This window comes from Peteryoungia algae (assembly GCF_030369675.1).
Lineage (GTDB): Bacteria > Pseudomonadota > Alphaproteobacteria > Rhizobiales > Rhizobiaceae > Allorhizobium > Allorhizobium algae.
In genome coordinates this window covers 3,972,198-3,988,573 of sequence record NZ_CP128477.1, presented here as the reverse complement: position 1 = coordinate 3,988,573, position 16,376 = coordinate 3,972,198, and the positions used below count along the sequence as shown (strand labels likewise).

Genomic DNA, 16,376 nt, shown 5'->3' with positions numbered 1-16,376 from the left:
CATTTGAGGATGTCACACCGGCATTCGGGCAGGATGACCGACGCATGTTAACAAGTCCTGAATTACCAAGGGCAGCTTGTCCGAAACGGGAGCTTTTTCAGAGGCTTTCGCCAACGACATGACCGGAGGCCCAGGCCCACTGAAAGTTATAGCCGCCGAGCCAACCGGTCACATCGACGCATTCGCCGATAAAGTAGAGCCCCGGCACTGTCTTGGCCTGCATCGTGCGGCCGTCCAGCGCGGCGGTGTCTACGCCACCGAGTGTCACTTCGGCCGTTCGATACCCCTCCGAACCTGCAGGCTTGATGGGCCAGCGACGGATACGCTCAGCAAGCGATGACAGCGCCTTGTCGGGCAGGTCGGCGAGTGGCCGCTCCAGCTTGGCCGCATCAGTCAGATATTGGGCAAGCCGCTTCGGGAGTTGCTGGGAAAGTACCGTCTGGACCTGCTGGCGGCCATTCTCGCGCTTGGCCGCCTTCAACGTCTCCAGGAAATCCACATCCGGCTGGAGCGTGAGCAGGATCTCGTCGCCCTCGCGCCAGAAGCTGGAGATTTGCAGGATCGAGGGGCCGGAAAGCCCACGATGGGTGAAGAGCAGCGCCTCCCTGAAGCGGGTCTTGCCGCAGCTGACATCGGCATCGACGGCAACGCCCGCGAGTTCCGACAGTTCGCCCAAGAGATTGGGTTCAAGGGTCAGCGGCACCAGCGCCGGCCGGGTCTCGGTGACGGGCAAGCCGAACTGTTCAGCGAGGCGATAGGCAAATCCTGTCGCGCCCATCTTCGGGATCGACTTGCCGCCACAGGCGACCACGAGGCTTGTCGCGAGGATCGGACCTTCGGTCGTCGCCAGTCGGAAGCCATCCGCCCCCTTTTCAACCTCGGTGATCACGCAGGAGAGTTTCAGCTCGACATGGACCGCCCGCATTTCTTCGAGCAGCATGCGGATGATGTCCCTGGCGCTATCGTCGCAGAAGAGCTGGCCGAGGGTCTTCTCGTGCCAGGCGATCTTGTGGCGGTCGACCATGGCGATGAAATCGGCCGGTGTGTAGCGGGCGAGCGCCGACTTGGCGAAATGCGGATTCTCAGAGAGGTAGTTTTTCGGCCCGGCATGAATATTGGTAAAGTTGCAACGCCCGCCGCCGGAGATACGGATCTTTTCGCCAGGCGCCTTGGCATGGTCGAGCACGACGACAGAGCGGCCGCGCCGACCGGCTGTGAATGCCGCCATCATGCCGGCGGCACCGGCTCCGATGATGGCGACGTCATACTTCCTGGACATACTGCTCTCCCGGGGATCCGCTGTCTGTCTCGACAAACTTATGATCAAAGTCAACGCGTCCCCCTCGCCAAAGGCCAAAGTCTGGCTATGATGGCGAGCATCAACAGCCAACCGGTGAGACATGCCCGCGAAGAAATCCATGATGAGACCCCAGAACGCTGCTTCCAAAAAGGCGACTGTCCCGCCAGATCCCGGATCGAAGCGTGGCGTCTCGAACTGGAAGGAAGCAGCGACCTGGCTCCAGGCCCGCGGCATCGAAGACATCGAATGCATCACGCCCGACCTTGCCGGCGTTCCGCGCGGCAAAATGATGCCTTCGTCCAAGTTCACCTCGAACACCTCGCTGGCCCTGCCCTCGGCGCTCTATCGTCATACGATCTCGGGCGAATATCCCGATGAGACGGAGAATTTCCGCTACGAGCCGCGCGACAGCGATCTTAAATTGCTGCCGGATCTTTCGACGCTCTCCGTCGTGCCGTGGGAGACCGATCCGACCGCACAGGTGATCTGCGATATCGTCGATGTCGATGGCAAAAACGTTTCCTATACGCCGCGCAACGTTCTGAAAAACGTGCTGCGCCTCTATGACGAAAAGGGCTGGAAGCCGGTCGTCGCGCCGGAAATCGAGTTCTATCTCGTCGCGATGAACGACGACCCTGATTACCCACTGCGTCCGCCGAAGGGCCGTTCCGGCCGCTCGATCATCGGAGGCCAGGGCTATTCGATTGCCGCCATCAACGAATTCGACGAGTTGATCGACGACATCTATCACTTCTCGGAGAAGCAGGGGCTCGAGATCGATACCCTGATCCACGAGGAAGGCCCGGCACAACTCGAGATCAACCTGCGCCACGGCGATCCGATCGAGCTTGCCGATCAGGTCTTCATGTTCAAGCGCACGATCCGCGAGGCGGCGCTGAAACACGGGATCTACGCGACCTTCATGGCCAAGCCCATGCAGGGACAGCCGGGCTCTGCCATGCACATTCACCAGTCGGTGGTCGACGCCAAGTCGGGCAAGAACATCTTCTCCAATCCCGACGGATCAGCCTCGCCGGAGTTCTTCCACTTCATCGGCGGCATGCAGAAATACGTGCCGAGTTCGCTGGTGATGCTGGCGCCTTACGTGAACTCCTATCGCCGTCTGACCCCGGACATGGCTGCCCCCGTCAACAATGCCTGGGGTTACGACAACCGCACGACGGCCTTCCGCGTGCCGGTTTCGGATGCAGCGGCACGGCGTGTCGAAAACCGTCTGCCGAGCTCTGACGCCAATCCCTACCTCGCGCTCGCGGCCTCGCTCGCCTGCGGTTATCTCGGCATCATCAAGGAAATCGAACCGACGGCTGCGGCAGAAGGATCTGCCAATGAAGGGTCCGTGGATCTGCCACGCGGCCTTCTGGAGGCAGTGGCCCTGCTCGAGGGCGAGCCTGACTTCAACGACGTGTTCGGAGCCGAATTCGTCGGGCTCTATGCCGGCGTGAAGCGCGGTGAGTTCGAGACCTTCATGCAGGTGATCAGCCCGTGGGAACGCGAATTCCTCCTGCTTAACGTGTGAGGGAGTAGACCCCATGACATGGCAAAGCCCGATTGCACCGGGGATTTCCTGGTATGAGGCAAGTGTGGGCGAGCGGCCGGAATATCCGGCCCTCGATGGCTCCACCTCGGCTGACGTCGCCATCATCGGCGGCGGCTTCACCGGCCTTCAGGCCGCCTTCAATCTCGCCCGGCTCGGCGTCTCGGTCGTTCTCATCGAAGGCGGCCGCTTCGGAGACGGTGCATCGGGGCGCAATGGCGGCCAGCTCGGCACCGGCCAGCGCGCCTCTCCGGCAGAGCTGGAGGCCGAACTCGGCTTCGAGCGGTCGAAGGCTCTGTTCGAGATGGCGGAGAATGCCAAGCACTACCTGCTCGACTTCGCCGAACAGCACGGTATCGACATTGAATATCTGCCCGGGCAGTTGAACGTGTCCCACAAGCGTGGCGGGGAATCCGACTACCGCCATGAGGCCGAAACCATGGCGGCGCGCTACGGCTATCCGCATATCTCGTTCATGGATCGGGAGGAGACGCATGAACGTGTCGGTTCGACACGGTATCACTTCGGCGTTCGTGACACCGGCACCGGGCATATCCACCCGCTGAAACTTCTCGTCGGTCTGGCTCGGGTTGCCGCTGCATCCGGCGCCCGGATCCACGAGATGACGCCGGCAAGTGCCATTCGCCAGGCGGGCGGCAAGACCGTCATTGATACGCCGAAGGGTACGATCACGGCCGACCGGGTGTTGATCGCGACCAATGCCTATATCGGCAATCTGGAACCGGTGACGGCGGCACATGTCATGCCGATCCGCTCCTTCATCGGAGCGACGGCACCGCTCGACCGCTTTCCCCAGGTGCTGCCGGGCTCGGAGGCCGTGGCCGACAGCCGGTTTGTTGTGCGCTACTTCCGCAAGAGCCGTGACGGGCGTCTGCTTTTCGGCGGGCGCGAGGCCTATACGGCCGACAGCCCGCGCGACATTTCCAGCCATATCCGCCGGCAAATCGCGGAGATCTATCCGGATCTCGGAGATATCGAGATTACACACGGATGGGGCGGATCGGTCGGCATCACGCTTCCCCGCAAGCCCTTTGCCCGCGACGTTCTTCCAGGGGTAACCTCGCTTGCCGGCTATTCCGGGCATGGCGTGATGCTTTCCAATTATTCCGGCAAAATGTATGCGGACATGGTGGCCGGCAATGCGCGAGAACTCGACCTGCTCAAAGAGCTGAAGATTCCACCCTTCCCAGGAGGCGCAAGCCTGCGCAAGCCGCTGCTGTTTCTGGCGCTCACTTGGTATGCGCTTCGCGACCGGTTCTGATAATGGCAGTTCGGCGGGCGTGTGCACCGGTGCGCGTGACAAGCGTCTTCAACGCAGCCGGGTTTGACGGGGCACGCTCTTTTCTCGCCGCCTGTGGCACTATCTTTGCTGCCTTGCCGATCCTTCTCATCCGTTCGGCATGTTCTGTCGCCCGGGCGTCGCGCTGCCGTCATCCTGGCGTGTGATTCATTGTCGCAGAACAGCGTTCGCCAAGGGTGCCAACGCCCCGCAAAAACAAAATCGCTGCGGTGAGGGTGGCTTTTTTAAATCGATTAGATTAGAATCCGTTCAACGAATTGTCCGAACGAGAGATGCCGCATGAGCAGCCAGATCATCCCCGTTGAACCCTTTGACTATGTCGTCTTCGGCGGCACCGGCGACCTCGCCGAGCGCAAGCTGTTGCCGGCCCTGTTCCACCGTCAGCTCGCCGGTCAGCTGACCGAGCCGACCCGGATCATCGGCGCATCGCGTACTGCGATGACACATGAGGAATACCGCAAGTTCACGTTGGATGCCCTGCACGAGCACCTGAAGGCCGAGGAGCTGGATGAGGCCGAAGTCGCCAAGTTCCTCGAGCGCATCTACTACATTTCTGTCGACGCCAAGGCGGACCAGGGGTGGGAAGATCTGAAGAAGCTTCTCGATCAGGGCAAGGACATCGTTCGTGCCTTCTATCTCGCCGTCTCGCCCTCGATCTTCGGCGATATCGCCGACAAGATCCGCGACCACAAGCTGATCACCAAGTCGACCCGCATCGTCGTCGAGAAGCCGATCGGCCGTGACCTCGCCTCGGCGCAGATCCTGAACGACACAATCGGCAAGGTGTTCAAGGAAGACCAGATCTTCCGTATCGACCACTATCTCGGCAAGGAGACGGTGCAGAACCTGATGGCGCTGCGCTTCGCCAATGCGCTCTACGAGCCGCTGTGGAACTCGGCCCATATCGACCACGTCCAGATTACGGTCGCGGAATCCGTCGGCCTCGAAGGTCGCGTCACCTATTACGACAAGGCTGGCGCCCTGCGCGATATGGTGCAGAACCATATTCTGCAGCTGCTCTGCCTCGTGGCCATGGAAGCTCCATCCTCGCTCGACGCGGAAGCGGTCCGTGACGAGAAACTCAAGGTCCTTCGTTCGCTGAAGCCGATCACACCTGCCAATGTCGAGAAGCAGACGGTCCGCGGCCAATATCGCGCCGGTGCTTCTGCCGGCGGTGCCGTCAACGGCTACCAGGAAGAACTGGGGGCTGCCTCCGACACCGAAACCTTCGTGGCGATCAAGGCAGAGATCAACAATTGGCGCTGGGCCGGCGTGCCCTTCTATCTGCGCACCGGCAAGCGTCTCGCGACCCGGATGTCGGAGATCGTCATCACCTTCAAGCCGATCCCGCACTCCATCTTCGGCGAGAATGCGGGACGCATCGAAGCAAACAAGCTCGTGATCCGCCTGCAGCCGGACGAAGGCGTCAAGCAGTGGCTGATGATCAAGGATCCGGGCCCGGGCGGCATGCGCCTGCGCCACGTATCGCTCGACATGAGCTTTGCGCAGGCCTTCGACGTGCGCAATCCCGACGCCTATGAACGCCTTCTGATGGATGTCATCCGCTCGAACCAGACCCTGTTCATGCGCCGCGACGAAGTCGAGGCCGCGTGGAACTGGTGCGACCCGATCCTCAAGTCGTGGGAAGAAATCGGCCAGAAGGCGCAGGGATACACATCCGGCACCTGGGGCCCGAGCCAGGCCATCGCGCTGATCGAGCGTGACGGTCGCACCTGGCACGAAATCGACTGAGGCCCGGACCGATGGCGCATCAGATGAAGACATTCGAGAACGGGTCCGCCCTTGCGACCGATCTCGCCGAAACCGTGGCTTCGGCCTTGTCCGCAGCGATTGGGCGTCGTGGCGAAGCGACGCTTGCCGTGTCCGGTGGCTCGACGCCCAAGGCTTTCTTCGAAGCTCTGTCGACACGGACTCTCGACTGGGCCAAGGTGAAGGTCACGCTTGTCGATGAACGTTTCGTGCCCGAAGACAATCCGCGCTCCAACCATCTGCTGGTGAAGACGCATCTCCTGAAGAATGAGGCTGCGGCAGCGGAATTCGTACCGCTGTACCGTCCCGAGGCAACGATCGAGGATGCCGCGAGGACAGCGTCCGGGATCGTGCCTGGCATGAGCAAACCCTTCGACGTGGCGATCCTCGGCATGGGAACGGACGGGCACACGGCCTCCTTCTTTCCCGGTGGCGATCACCTTGCCGCAGCGCTTGATCTGACGCTGCCGCGCCGCGTCATGACGATGGAAGCACCGGGTGCGGGCGAGGCTCGCCTCACCCTCTCCTTCTCGGCGCTTCACGATGCCGGCCTGCTCGCGGTTCACATCGAGGGTACGGAAAAGAAGGCCGTGCTGGAGAAGGCGCTTGCCGGCACCGACGAGCAAGACATGCCGATCCGGGCCGTTCTCGAACGCGCTCAGACCAAGCCTGAGATCTACTGGGCGCCCTGAGCGGGAGCCCTCGTCTGCCGGAGCGTTTCGGCAGGTCGACGCACCTATGACGAGTTTCATGGCCGAGAAGGCCTTTGCGCGATGTGCGCCTCAGCGCCCGCGCCAGATGAGGAGCCATTCCTATGAGTGCTGATAGCCGTATCGAAGCCATCACCAAGCGGATCGTCGAGCGATCCAAGCCGACCCGTGAAGCCTATCTCGACCGGACCCGCCGGGCGATTTCGAAGGGCGTGCACCGCTCGACCCTGTCCTGTGGCAACCTTGCCCACGGCTTCGCCGTCTGTTCGCCCAGGGACAAGGATGCGCTCGCCGGTGACGTCGTGCCGAACCTCGGCATCATCACCGCCTATAATGACATGCTCTCGGCGCACCAGCCCTTCGAGACCTATCCGGCGATGATCCGCCAGGCCGCGTCCGAAGTGGGTGGCGTAGCGCAGGTCGCAGGCGGCGTTCCCGCCATGTGCGATGGCGTGACCCAGGGACAGCCCGGCATGGAGCTCTCGCTCTTTTCGCGCGATGCGATCGCGATGTCGGCAGCCATCGGCCTGTCGCACAATATGTTCGATAGCTCCGTCTATCTCGGCGTCTGTGACAAGATCGTGCCGGGGCTGATGATCGCGGCCCTCACCTTCGGCCACCTCCCCGCCGTCTTCATTCCTGCAGGGCCGATGACCACAGGGCTGCCGAATGACGAGAAGTCGCGGATCCGCCAGCTCTACGCAGAAGGCAAGGTCGGTCGCGCAGAACTGCTCGAAGCCGAGTCCAAGTCCTATCACGGGCCGGGCACCTGCACCTTCTATGGCACGGCCAATTCCAACCAGATGCTGATGGAGATCATGGGCTTCCACCTGCCCGGTGCCTCCTTCATCAATCCGGGCACCCCGCTGCGCGACGCATTCACCAAGGAAGCCACCAAACGTGCGCTTGCCATCACCGCCCTCGGCAACGAGTTCACGCCGGCCGGCGAGATGATCGACGAACGCTCGATCGTCAACGGCGTCGTCGGCCTGCATGCCACGGGCGGTTCGACAAATCACACGATCCATCTGATCGCCATGGCGCGCGCCGGCGGCATCCAGCTCACCTGGCAGGACATTTCGGAACTCTCCGACATCGTGCCGCTGCTCGCCCGCGTCTATCCGAACGGACTTGCCGACGTGAACCACTTCCACGCCGCCGGCGGCATGGGCTTTCTGATCAAGCAGCTGCTCAAGGCCGGTTACGTGCATGACGACGTGCGCACCGTTTATGGCCAGGGTCTCGCTTCCTATACGATCGATCCGAAGCTGGCCGACGATGGCACCGTGCATCGCGAACCCTCAGCAGAGGTCAGTGCCGATCCGAAGGTCCTGACCACCATCGACAAGCCGTTCCAGGCGAATGGCGGGTTGAAGATGCTGACCGGCAATCTTGGCAAGGCGGTCATCAAGATTTCTGCCGTCAAACCGGAACGTCACGTCGTCGAGGCGCCGGCGATCGTCTTCAACGACCAGCAGGAATTGCAGGACGCCTTCAAGGCCGGCAAGCTGGAGCGCGACTTCATCGCCGTTGTTCGCTTCCAGGGCCCCAAGGCCAACGGCATGCCGGAACTGCATCGCCTGACCCCGCCACTGGGCGTTTTGCAGGATCGCGGCTTCAAGGTCGCTCTGGTGACGGACGGTCGCATGTCCGGCGCATCGGGCAAGATCCCGGCGGCGATCCACCTGACGCCAGAAGCCGTTGATGGCGGCCCGATCGCGAAGATCAAGAACGGCGACATTGTCCGTCTCGATGCCATAGCCGGAACACTGGAAGTTCTGGTCGATGCTGCCGAGTTCAACGCAAGGCCGCTTGCCACGACCAATCTCGACGACAACGAGTTCGGCATGGGCCGGGAACTTTTCGCCAGCTTCCGTCGCATTGCGGGTCCGGCAGATCAGGGCGCCAGCGTTCTCTTCTGACGTCTCCGTCGCTTCATGGCAAACAGGGTCGCGGTCAAACGCGGCCCTGTTTCTTTGCCTTCTGAAGGGTTCGGTCACGGGTCCGCGAGACTGCCATCGACCGTTGACAGCACCGAACTACAATTGCTGCTCAGCCCCCCCGCGCGTCAGCCCGACGGATGCCGGACCTTTCATTGTCAGGGACGCGGCGCCTTGGCGAAGCCCTTGCCGACGATCGGCCCTGTTGGTTTGCCCGTGGGCGAACCTCCGAACGGTTCCACCGTGATCTCGTAAAGCTGCTCTTCCGCCGGCCGTGGCAGATCTGGACCTGACACCGTCGCAGTCTCCCAGCCATCGAGCACCCCGAGCGAGACCGGGCCGGTGTCGGCCGATGGCAGCGTCCAGAGCTGCAGCGAGCGATCATCCGCCACCGCCAGATCAATGAGCGGGACGACCTTGGCCGTGTCGTTGCCGAAGTCCTCGATCATGACCACCGGCTCCCCCTCGGCATTCATCAGGATCGCGACGACCTGCGGCTCCAGCCGGGTCATGGTGGTGTAACCCAAGGCCGCCACAAGCAGGACAGAGGCGGCCACGGCCGACATAGCGATGGCGCGCCAGCGGACCAGACGGTTGTCGTTTGCGGCAGCTGGATGGGGGCCTGCGATTTCGCGCTTGCCCGCTGTCCCGAGCTTTGCCTCTATACGAGACCAGAGGTCTGCCGAGACCGTGGCTGTCGGACCGACCAGATCGAGTTCGATGAAGCGGTCGCGTGCTTCGCCAACCGCTCGTGCCAGAACCGGATCGCTCTCCAATTCGTTGTCCATGACCCTGCGGTCGTGCTCGTCCATCAATCCGAGGACATAGGCATCAGCGCGCTCTGTCGGGGTGTGCCAGGTGCTCATGCCATGCACTCCCTGAGCGCCGAGAGCGAGCGCCTGATCCAGGCCTTGGCCGTGCCGAGCGGCAGCTTCAGGCGACCGGCGATCTCGCCGTGGCTATAGCCGGAGACATAGGCCATCAGTACCGTTTTGCGGCGCAGGCCATCCAGTCGCCCCAGACAAGAGCGCAGGCGGCTTGCCGTATCCAGCTGATCGAAGAGGTCGGTATAGAGCGCATCCGCCCCCTCATCCTGAAGGCGCTCGATGCTCTCTGCATCCGCGAGATCCTCCCGTCCGCCGTTCCGCAGTGCGTTGAGCGAGCGCGAGCGGACAACGGCAAAAATCCAGCCACGCGCCGACCCCCGGGAGGGATCGTATTGCCAGGCCTTGTTCCAGATCTGCAGGAAGGCTTCCTGGACGATTTCTTCCGCCAGATCGTGCCGCCGAAGGATCCTTTCCGCAATGGTGACCATGCGGGCCGCTTCGCTGCGGTAGATCATGGCGAGGCCGGCGCGATCTCCCGCAGCACAGGCTCTCAGCGCCGCACCGAGCTCGTCTTCGTCATTCCCCATCCCGCATCCTTCCAATCTGCTCTGCGGAAAGTAGGCATTGCTGAAGATTTGGCAACCGGGCACAGGCGTTCCGGCTGACTGAACGGCTCTCGTCATGACCATTTCCATCATTGTCTCCTTCATCTTCCCGACACGCGAGACCGGGCTCCGGATGCAGCCGAGAAAAAATTCTTCGAGTGCTGCATCCAATCGGCCGTCGCCGCGTGTCTAGGGTTCAGGAGGCACCAGAAGGGTGTCGCCGCACCATTCAGACGGGAGAAGTTTCCATGACCAGCATCCGTATCCTCAGCCTTGCTGCCGCAACCGCACTCACAGCCTTCGGCGCGCAGGCCGCCCAGGTCGTCGGCCTTGCAGGCGACAAGACGCTCGTGATGTTCGACACAGCCAATCCTGAGGTCTCCAAGAGCATGGACGTGACCGGCGTCGATCGGCTCGTGGGCATCGACTACCGCCCAGCCAACAAAACCATCGTCGGCGTGACCGCCGACAATGCCATCGTCACCATCGATCCGGAAACGGGTGCCGCCACTGAACTCGCCAAGATGGACAAGCCGCTGACAATCGGCGATGCGCCTGTCATCGTGAACTTCAACCCGGCTGCCGACCGCATACGCTACATGACCGGAACGACCAATCACCGCGTCCATCCCGACACGGGTGCGGTCACAGTCGATGGCAGCCTCGCCTTCGAAGAGGGCGACATGCACAAGGGCGAAACACCGAATACGGTTGCTGCAGCCTATACCAACTCCCTCGGCAAGCCTGAGAAGACCGCGATGTACAACATCGATGCCACGATCGGCGCCCTGATCCAGCAGACCAAGCCCAACGACGGCACGCTGAAGGCCATCGGCAAGCTGGGCATCGAAGGCAGCCCGCAGACCTACGCCTTCGACATCGAGGCGGGTGCCGACGGCATGAACACCGCATGGCTGGTGGCTGACAGCACGCTCTACACGGTCAATCTGGAAACGGGTGCGGCGACCAAGGCCGGCGACATTTCGGGTGCACCTGCCGTGATCAAGTCGATCACGGTTGTCCCGGCCATGTAAGCTTCTGAGGTCGACAGGCAGAACTACAGCCTGCCGGCCAAGCAAGCGTCATCCCGAGATCGGGAGCGTCAAAATTGGGCCTCCGTGTCGATGACACGGAGGCCCTTCCTATTAAATCATCGCCATGTATTTCGGCAGATCCCGCATGCTCGGGACCACGATCAATGTCTGTACATGCCCGCGCTTATAGGCGTTCAGGAAGCGATTATAATCTTCAAACACCACGCAGCCGGAACTGTCTCCGCGACGGCGGAGCAGATAGGTGTGGGTGAGGAAGCCATCGCGATTGTACATTTTCGCATCGCCGACCGGGTTCATGCGGATCGCCTCGATGCCATGGAAGCGTGCTTCGCGCATCCGCAGTTTGTAGACATTCGGCGGCGTTGGTCCGTAGTTCTTCACATGCACGAATTTTGGATTGTCGCGCATATGACCGCGGCCGGAATGGGCCTTGAGCTTTTCGCCGTTCGGCATGTGCACGACCGAATCCTCGATCACATAGACGGCGATCCGGCTTCCGGGTCCGGGAAGGCTTTTCTTGCGGCTGAACAGGCCCCCTGCCCCGTCATCGGTGGTCACCGGATTGTCGGGCTTGGCATAGGCCAGCATGTTAAGCAGCGTCTTCTTCGGCTTATCCGGCGTGCGGGTAGCGGAAGGCGCCTCTGGGGCCGGCACGCGCTCGGCCTGCGGCTTTGCCTGTGGCTTGGCGCCGGGGACCGGACCGTCATCCGGAAGAGCGCCGTGATCCTCGCCTGCCGGCTCGGAGAGAAGTTCCTCGAAGGGCTCCTCGCGTGGATCGGCGACGGCCATCATCTCCGGCGCGGATGGTACTGCGGCATAGCCGAGGGCGGCCGGCATCGCGGCGGATGCTTCCTGGGAAATCGAGGCCGTCACGACAGGGTCGACATCATCGACGCCGCTACGACGATCATGGGCTGCGGTTGCGAGTGCTGCCTGCTGTCGGCCCGCTTCAGCCTGCAAGAGGGCATCACGCAGAACCGCAAGCGCCTGGGGCCCCGTCACGCTCTCGACGCGGGCGAGAAGCAGCCGGTCAGACTTGTCGACTTCAGCAAGTCGCATGGCGGCCGGGAGCATGAGAAGGCCGAGATGGTCGGTTGCGGCGATCGCTTCGGCGAAACGATTGTGCATCTCTTCGAGAGCGACAAGGTTCGCTCCCTTCGTCTGTGCCGCCTGCGACGCCAGCGGCTTGACAAGGGCGAGATCCGGCTTCGGCAGGTTGTGGCCCGCCATGGTCGGAACGTCGATGGTAGAGGAGGAAAGGCCCTTGAAAACGGCAATACTTGCGGTGCCCCAGAAGAGGCAGGCAAGGCCGATGCCCAAGAGCGTCGGCATACTCGAGCCGCGCTTCTTTGCGCGCGACTTCGTCGTTTGAACGGCGACGCCATTGCCGCCGGTGACCTTAGGGGTCGAGGACGCCATGTTACTGAACTCGCTTACCAAAAACTCTGGGAGCCGGCGACATAGCAGCAGAAGCCGGCTTTACTGGGACAGGGTTGTGGCAATGCCGTCCTGTCGACTGTCCTAAAGAATGAAGAAGTTTGGTAACCAAGAGGTTTACGTCCGGCGCTTTATGTCACATTCCGAGCGCCCGCCGCAAAACAGTATCAAACGTGACGGGTTAATCCGCCGCCCGCCCCCAGGTTCTGGCCCGCGATATAGGCCGGAACAGCGGATGCAAGAAGCGCGGCAGCGGTGGCGTTTTGCTCGCTGCTGCCATGTCGCTTCATCGACACGCCCTCGCGGCGCTCATCGGCCGCCGGCCGGCTTGTCGATCAGTTCGAACAGGTCGGTGTTCATCCAGCCTTCTGACAGGACAGGCTTTTCCTCTGGCGGATGTGTCTGGAAGATCGACGGTACTGAACGGAATGACCCGTCAGAAATGCAAAAGGCCGGTGCAGCCTTCGCCACACCGGCCTTCTGGAGCTCATGGGCGCTGCTTACCAGCTGCGGACGTCGAGGACGCGATCCTTGTGCGCCGGATGGGTCGAGAAGACAAAAATGCGGTCCAGTTCCTTCTGCGTCAGCAGCCGCAGGAAGCGGATCTCGGCCGTGTTGTTGGCAAAGCTCTTCATCAGCACCGCGCCAACCTTGTTGATGCGGGCATCGGGGATGTCGAGATAGAATTGCTGTGGCAGGTTGACCTGGGTGACCAGCGCGACCACCGCTCCGCTCAGCGAAATGCGGATTATATCGCAGCGCCGCGCCGCCATGTGCGACATGCCGTTCTCGGTGTATTCGAGCCGCCCGGCATTCATCGTATCCTCCATGCGATACCGGTTTTCCCGGTCGTACATGAAGGATTCTTCCTTCTTCAGGAAATGAGATCCGCCACTCGCCGTCCTCATCGTTTCTGCCCTCGTCTTTTGTCCACTGTTATGGACAAAAGGCTAGCAGCCACAACTTAACAGTCAGTGTTGGCGCAGGGTCCAGATCTAGCCACAGAAAAGCCCTGCCATCGGTAAGGATAACAGGGCCTTAAAGTGTCACTTTGTGACGCTGTGATCAACGACGATAGGTCTGGCCCGCAGCGTCGAAGAGATGAAGCTTGGTCTTGTCGGCGGAGAAGCGCAAAACGGCGCCCTTCTTCACATCGACTATGCCGGGGAGCTTGACGACGACCGGCTCTTCTTCCACCGGGCCCTGCACATATAGGAGCGTCACTTCACCGAGTGCTTCGACAATATCGACCTTGCCCTCGAAGAGGTATTCACCGTCCGCCGCAATCGCCAGGTCTTCCGGACGGACGCCGAAGCTTGCAGCCTTGCCCTGTTCCGAAGCCGACGTCGCGACATCCACAGCCACTTCCGAACCGTCCTTGAGCGTGATCTTCGTTACATCTCCCGTTGTGGTCACGGTTGCCGGCATGATGTTCATCGCGGGTGATCCGATGAAGCGGGCGACGAAGAGGTTCTGCGGACGCTCATAGAGTTCCAGCGGAGGACCTACCTGCTCGATATGCCCGGCCGAGAGCACGACGATCCGGTCCGCCAGCGTCATCGCCTCGACCTGGTCATGCGTGACATAGATCATCGTGGTATCCGCCATCTGCTCGTTGAGCTTGGCGATCTCGATGCGGGTCGCGACGCGAAGGGCGGCATCGAGGTTGGACAGCGGCTCGTCGAAGAGGAAGACCTTGGGATCACGGCAGATGGCGCGACCGATGGCAACGCGCTGGCGCTGGCCACCCGAAAGGGCTTTCGGCAAGCGGTCCAGATAGGGTTCGAGCTGGAGGATCGCCGCAGCCGACGTGACGCGGCGATCGATCTCCTCCCGGCTTTCGCCGGCGATCCGCATGCCGAAGGCCATGTTGTCGTAGACCGTCATGTGCGGATAGAGCGCGTAGGACTGGAAGACCATGGCGATGCCGCGCTTCGAAGGCGGCACATCATTGATGAGCTGGCCGTCGATATACATCTCGCCGCTCGTGATGTCTTCAAGCCCCGCAATCATGCGCAACAGCGTTGACTTGCCGCAGCCCGACGGTCCGACAAAGACGATGAACTCGCCTTCCTTGATCTCCAGATCGATGCCATGCAGGACTTTGACCTGCCCATATGCCTTGCGGATGTCCTTGAGAACCAGACCCGTCATGCTTTCCTCCCCTGTCAGGCGTGACGCGCGAAATAGGCGCCCCAAGCCGGCAACTCTACATTGTTATCTTTGACTGTAGCGGCAAACCCATGGCCTTCGAGCGCAATCCACTCGCCGCTCGGCAAGGCGATCGCGGCCTCTTGCGCATTCATGTTGAAGATGCAGAGCAGCTTTTCGTTGCCGAAGGCGCGGGTATAGGCCAGCTGGTCTTCGCCGGTCTCGTGGAACGAGATATCACCCTTGGCGAAAGCCGGATACTGGCGCCGGAAGGTCAGAAAGCGCCGATAGTGCTCGAGCACCGTGTCAGGCTTGCCGACCTGGGTATTGACCGCGCGCAGGACATGTTCGACCGGGATCGGCAGCCAGGTCTTCTGCGCCGTCGAGAAGCCCGCCTGCAGCGCGTGGTCGTCCCAGACCATGGGCGTGCGGCAGCCGTCGCGGCCCTTGAATTCCGGCCAGAACTGGATGCCATAGGGATCCTGGAGATCTTCGTAGGCAATATCGGCTTCGGTCAGGCCGAGTTCCTCGCCCTGATAGATGCAGACCGAGCCTCGCTGGGTCAGCAGCACCGCCGAGATCATCCTGGCATAGGCTTCGCGGTCGAGGACGCTGGCGCCCCAACGCGATACGTGGCGAACGACGTCGTGGTTGGAAAAGGCCCAGCAGGCCCAGCCTTCGGGCGCTGCAGCCGCAAACGCGTTCTGGGTATTGCGCACGACTTCGGGCGTCAGAGGCTCCGGCGCCAGGAATTCAAAGGCGTAGCACATCTGCATCTTGTCGTCGCCGGATGTGTATTCGCCGACGATCTCAAGGCCGCGCTGGCTGTCTCCGACTTCGCCGACCGCAGCGATCGCCGGATACTCGTCGAGCAGAGCACGGAACCGCTTCAGGAAGGCAATGTTTTCCGGGCGGTTCTTGTCGTAGATGTGTTCCTGGAAGTTGTAGGGGTTGACGGCGGGTGCTGTCGAGGCATTGCGGCGCTCAGGCGCAAGCGCCGGATTGTCCCGCAGCTCCTTGTCGTGGAAATAGAAGTTGATGGTGTCGAGACGGAAGCCATCGACGCCGCGGTCGAGCCAGAAACGGGTGGCGGCAAGCAGCGCGTCCTGCACTTCCGGATTGTGGAGGTTCATATCCGGCTGCGAGGTCAGGAAGTTGTGCAGGTAATACTGCATGCGGCTCGGATCCCACTGCCAGGCGGAACCACCGAAAATCGACAGCCAGTTGTTCGGCGGCGTGCCGTCCGGCTTGGAGTCCGCCCAGACATACCAATCGGCCTTTTCGTTCACGCGGCTCGACCGGCTCTCGACGAACCAGGGATGCTGATCGGAGGAATGCGACATGACGAGGTCGATCATCACCCGGATATTGAGGCGATGAGCCTCGGCGATCAGGCCGTCGAAGTCCGTCAGAGAGCCGAACATCGGATCGACATCGACATAGTTCGACACGTCATAGCCGAAGTCCTTCATCGGCGAGGTGAAGAAGGGCGAAATCCAGATCGCATCCGCACCAAGTTCGGCGATGTGCGACAGACGGGCGGTGATGCCCTTCAGGTCGCCGATGCCGTCGCCGTTGGAATCCTGGTAGGAGCGCGGATAGATCTGATAGATCACCGCGCCGCGCCACCAGTCCTTGTCGGGCGTCATGACGGGATTCGAAACTGCACTCATTTAGCTATTCCTGTTGGCTTGGTCTGTCGCCC

General features: G+C 61.7%; 14 protein-coding genes. 6 read left to right on the top strand and 8 right to left on the bottom strand.

The features are described from left to right. Positions 1–97: 97 nt before the first annotated feature. Positions 98–1,279, bottom strand: coding sequence for a BaiN/RdsA family NAD(P)/FAD-dependent oxidoreductase (locus QTL56_RS18885; protein WP_245134772.1), 1,182 nt, complete (start codon positions 1,277–1,279; stop codon positions 98–100). A gap of 121 nt (positions 1,280–1,400) precedes the next feature. On the opposite strand from QTL56_RS18885, the gene QTL56_RS18880 reads away from it, so the two are divergent. From QTL56_RS18880 to edd, 5 genes are all read left to right on the top strand, one after another. Then, positions 1,401–2,837: a glutamine synthetase family protein gene (locus QTL56_RS18880; RefSeq protein ID WP_229573042.1), complete on the top strand. Its 1,437-nt coding sequence runs from the start codon at positions 1,401–1,403 to the stop codon at positions 2,835–2,837. Between the two features lie 13 nt (positions 2,838–2,850). Continuing rightward, entirely contained in the window at positions 2,851–4,137 is a 1,287-nt protein-coding gene (locus QTL56_RS18875; protein ID WP_245134770.1) for an NAD(P)/FAD-dependent oxidoreductase, read from the top strand. A gap of 318 nt (positions 4,138–4,455) precedes the next feature. After that, a complete protein-coding gene (gene zwf, locus QTL56_RS18870; protein WP_229573044.1) occupies positions 4,456–5,928 on the top strand; it encodes a glucose-6-phosphate dehydrogenase in 1,473 nt (490 codons plus the stop codon). An 11-nt stretch (positions 5,929–5,939) separates the two neighbouring features. After that, positions 5,940–6,638, top strand: coding sequence for a 6-phosphogluconolactonase (pgl, locus tag QTL56_RS18865; RefSeq protein ID WP_245134768.1), 699 nt, complete (start codon positions 5,940–5,942; stop codon positions 6,636–6,638). Between the two features lie 122 nt (positions 6,639–6,760). Further along, positions 6,761–8,578 carry a phosphogluconate dehydratase gene (gene edd, locus QTL56_RS18860; RefSeq protein ID WP_245134766.1) on the top strand — a complete coding sequence of 606 codons (1,818 nt, stop codon included), beginning with the start codon at positions 6,761–6,763 and terminating at the stop codon, positions 8,576–8,578. Between the two features lie 176 nt (positions 8,579–8,754). Here edd and QTL56_RS18855 read toward each other — a convergent pair whose 3' ends face one another. Next, positions 8,755–9,462, bottom strand: coding sequence for an anti-sigma factor (locus tag QTL56_RS18855; RefSeq protein WP_245134765.1), 708 nt, complete (start codon positions 9,460–9,462; stop codon positions 8,755–8,757). Then, positions 9,459–10,010 carry a sigma-70 family RNA polymerase sigma factor gene (locus QTL56_RS18850; protein ID WP_229573048.1) on the bottom strand — a complete coding sequence of 184 codons (552 nt, stop codon included), beginning with the start codon at positions 10,008–10,010 and terminating at the stop codon, positions 9,459–9,461. The genes QTL56_RS18855 and QTL56_RS18850 overlap by 4 nt, the downstream gene beginning before the upstream one ends. Positions 10,011–10,276: 266 nt before the next feature. On the opposite strand from QTL56_RS18850, the gene QTL56_RS18845 reads away from it, so the two are divergent. Continuing rightward, positions 10,277–11,062, top strand: coding sequence for a DUF4394 domain-containing protein (locus QTL56_RS18845; RefSeq protein ID WP_245134764.1), 786 nt, complete (start codon positions 10,277–10,279; stop codon positions 11,060–11,062). Between the two features lie 111 nt (positions 11,063–11,173). On the opposite strand, the gene QTL56_RS18840 is transcribed toward QTL56_RS18845, so the two are convergent. From QTL56_RS18840 to bglA, 5 genes are all read right to left on the bottom strand, one after another. Next, complete coding sequence (locus QTL56_RS18840; protein ID WP_245134763.1) at positions 11,174–12,502, bottom strand: DUF2778 domain-containing protein; 1,329 nt, start codon at positions 12,500–12,502, stop codon at positions 11,174–11,176. 327 nt (positions 12,503–12,829) lie between these two features. Next, complete coding sequence (locus QTL56_RS18835; RefSeq protein WP_245134762.1) at positions 12,830–12,991, bottom strand: hypothetical protein; 162 nt, start codon at positions 12,989–12,991, stop codon at positions 12,830–12,832. Positions 12,992–13,020: 29 nt separating this feature from the next. Next, positions 13,021–13,428, bottom strand: coding sequence for a hypothetical protein (locus QTL56_RS18830; RefSeq protein WP_229573051.1), 408 nt, complete (start codon positions 13,426–13,428; stop codon positions 13,021–13,023). Positions 13,429–13,585: 157 nt separating this feature from the next. Continuing rightward, a complete protein-coding gene (locus QTL56_RS18825) occupies positions 13,586–14,674 on the bottom strand; it encodes an ABC transporter ATP-binding protein (RefSeq protein WP_229573052.1) in 1,089 nt (362 codons plus the stop codon). A gap of 14 nt (positions 14,675–14,688) precedes the next feature. Next, positions 14,689–16,344 (bottom strand): beta-galactosidase BglA, encoded by a 1,656-nt coding sequence (gene bglA, locus QTL56_RS18820; protein WP_229573053.1) that lies wholly within the window; start codon positions 16,342–16,344, stop codon positions 14,689–14,691. Positions 16,345–16,376: the final 32 nt, after the last annotated feature.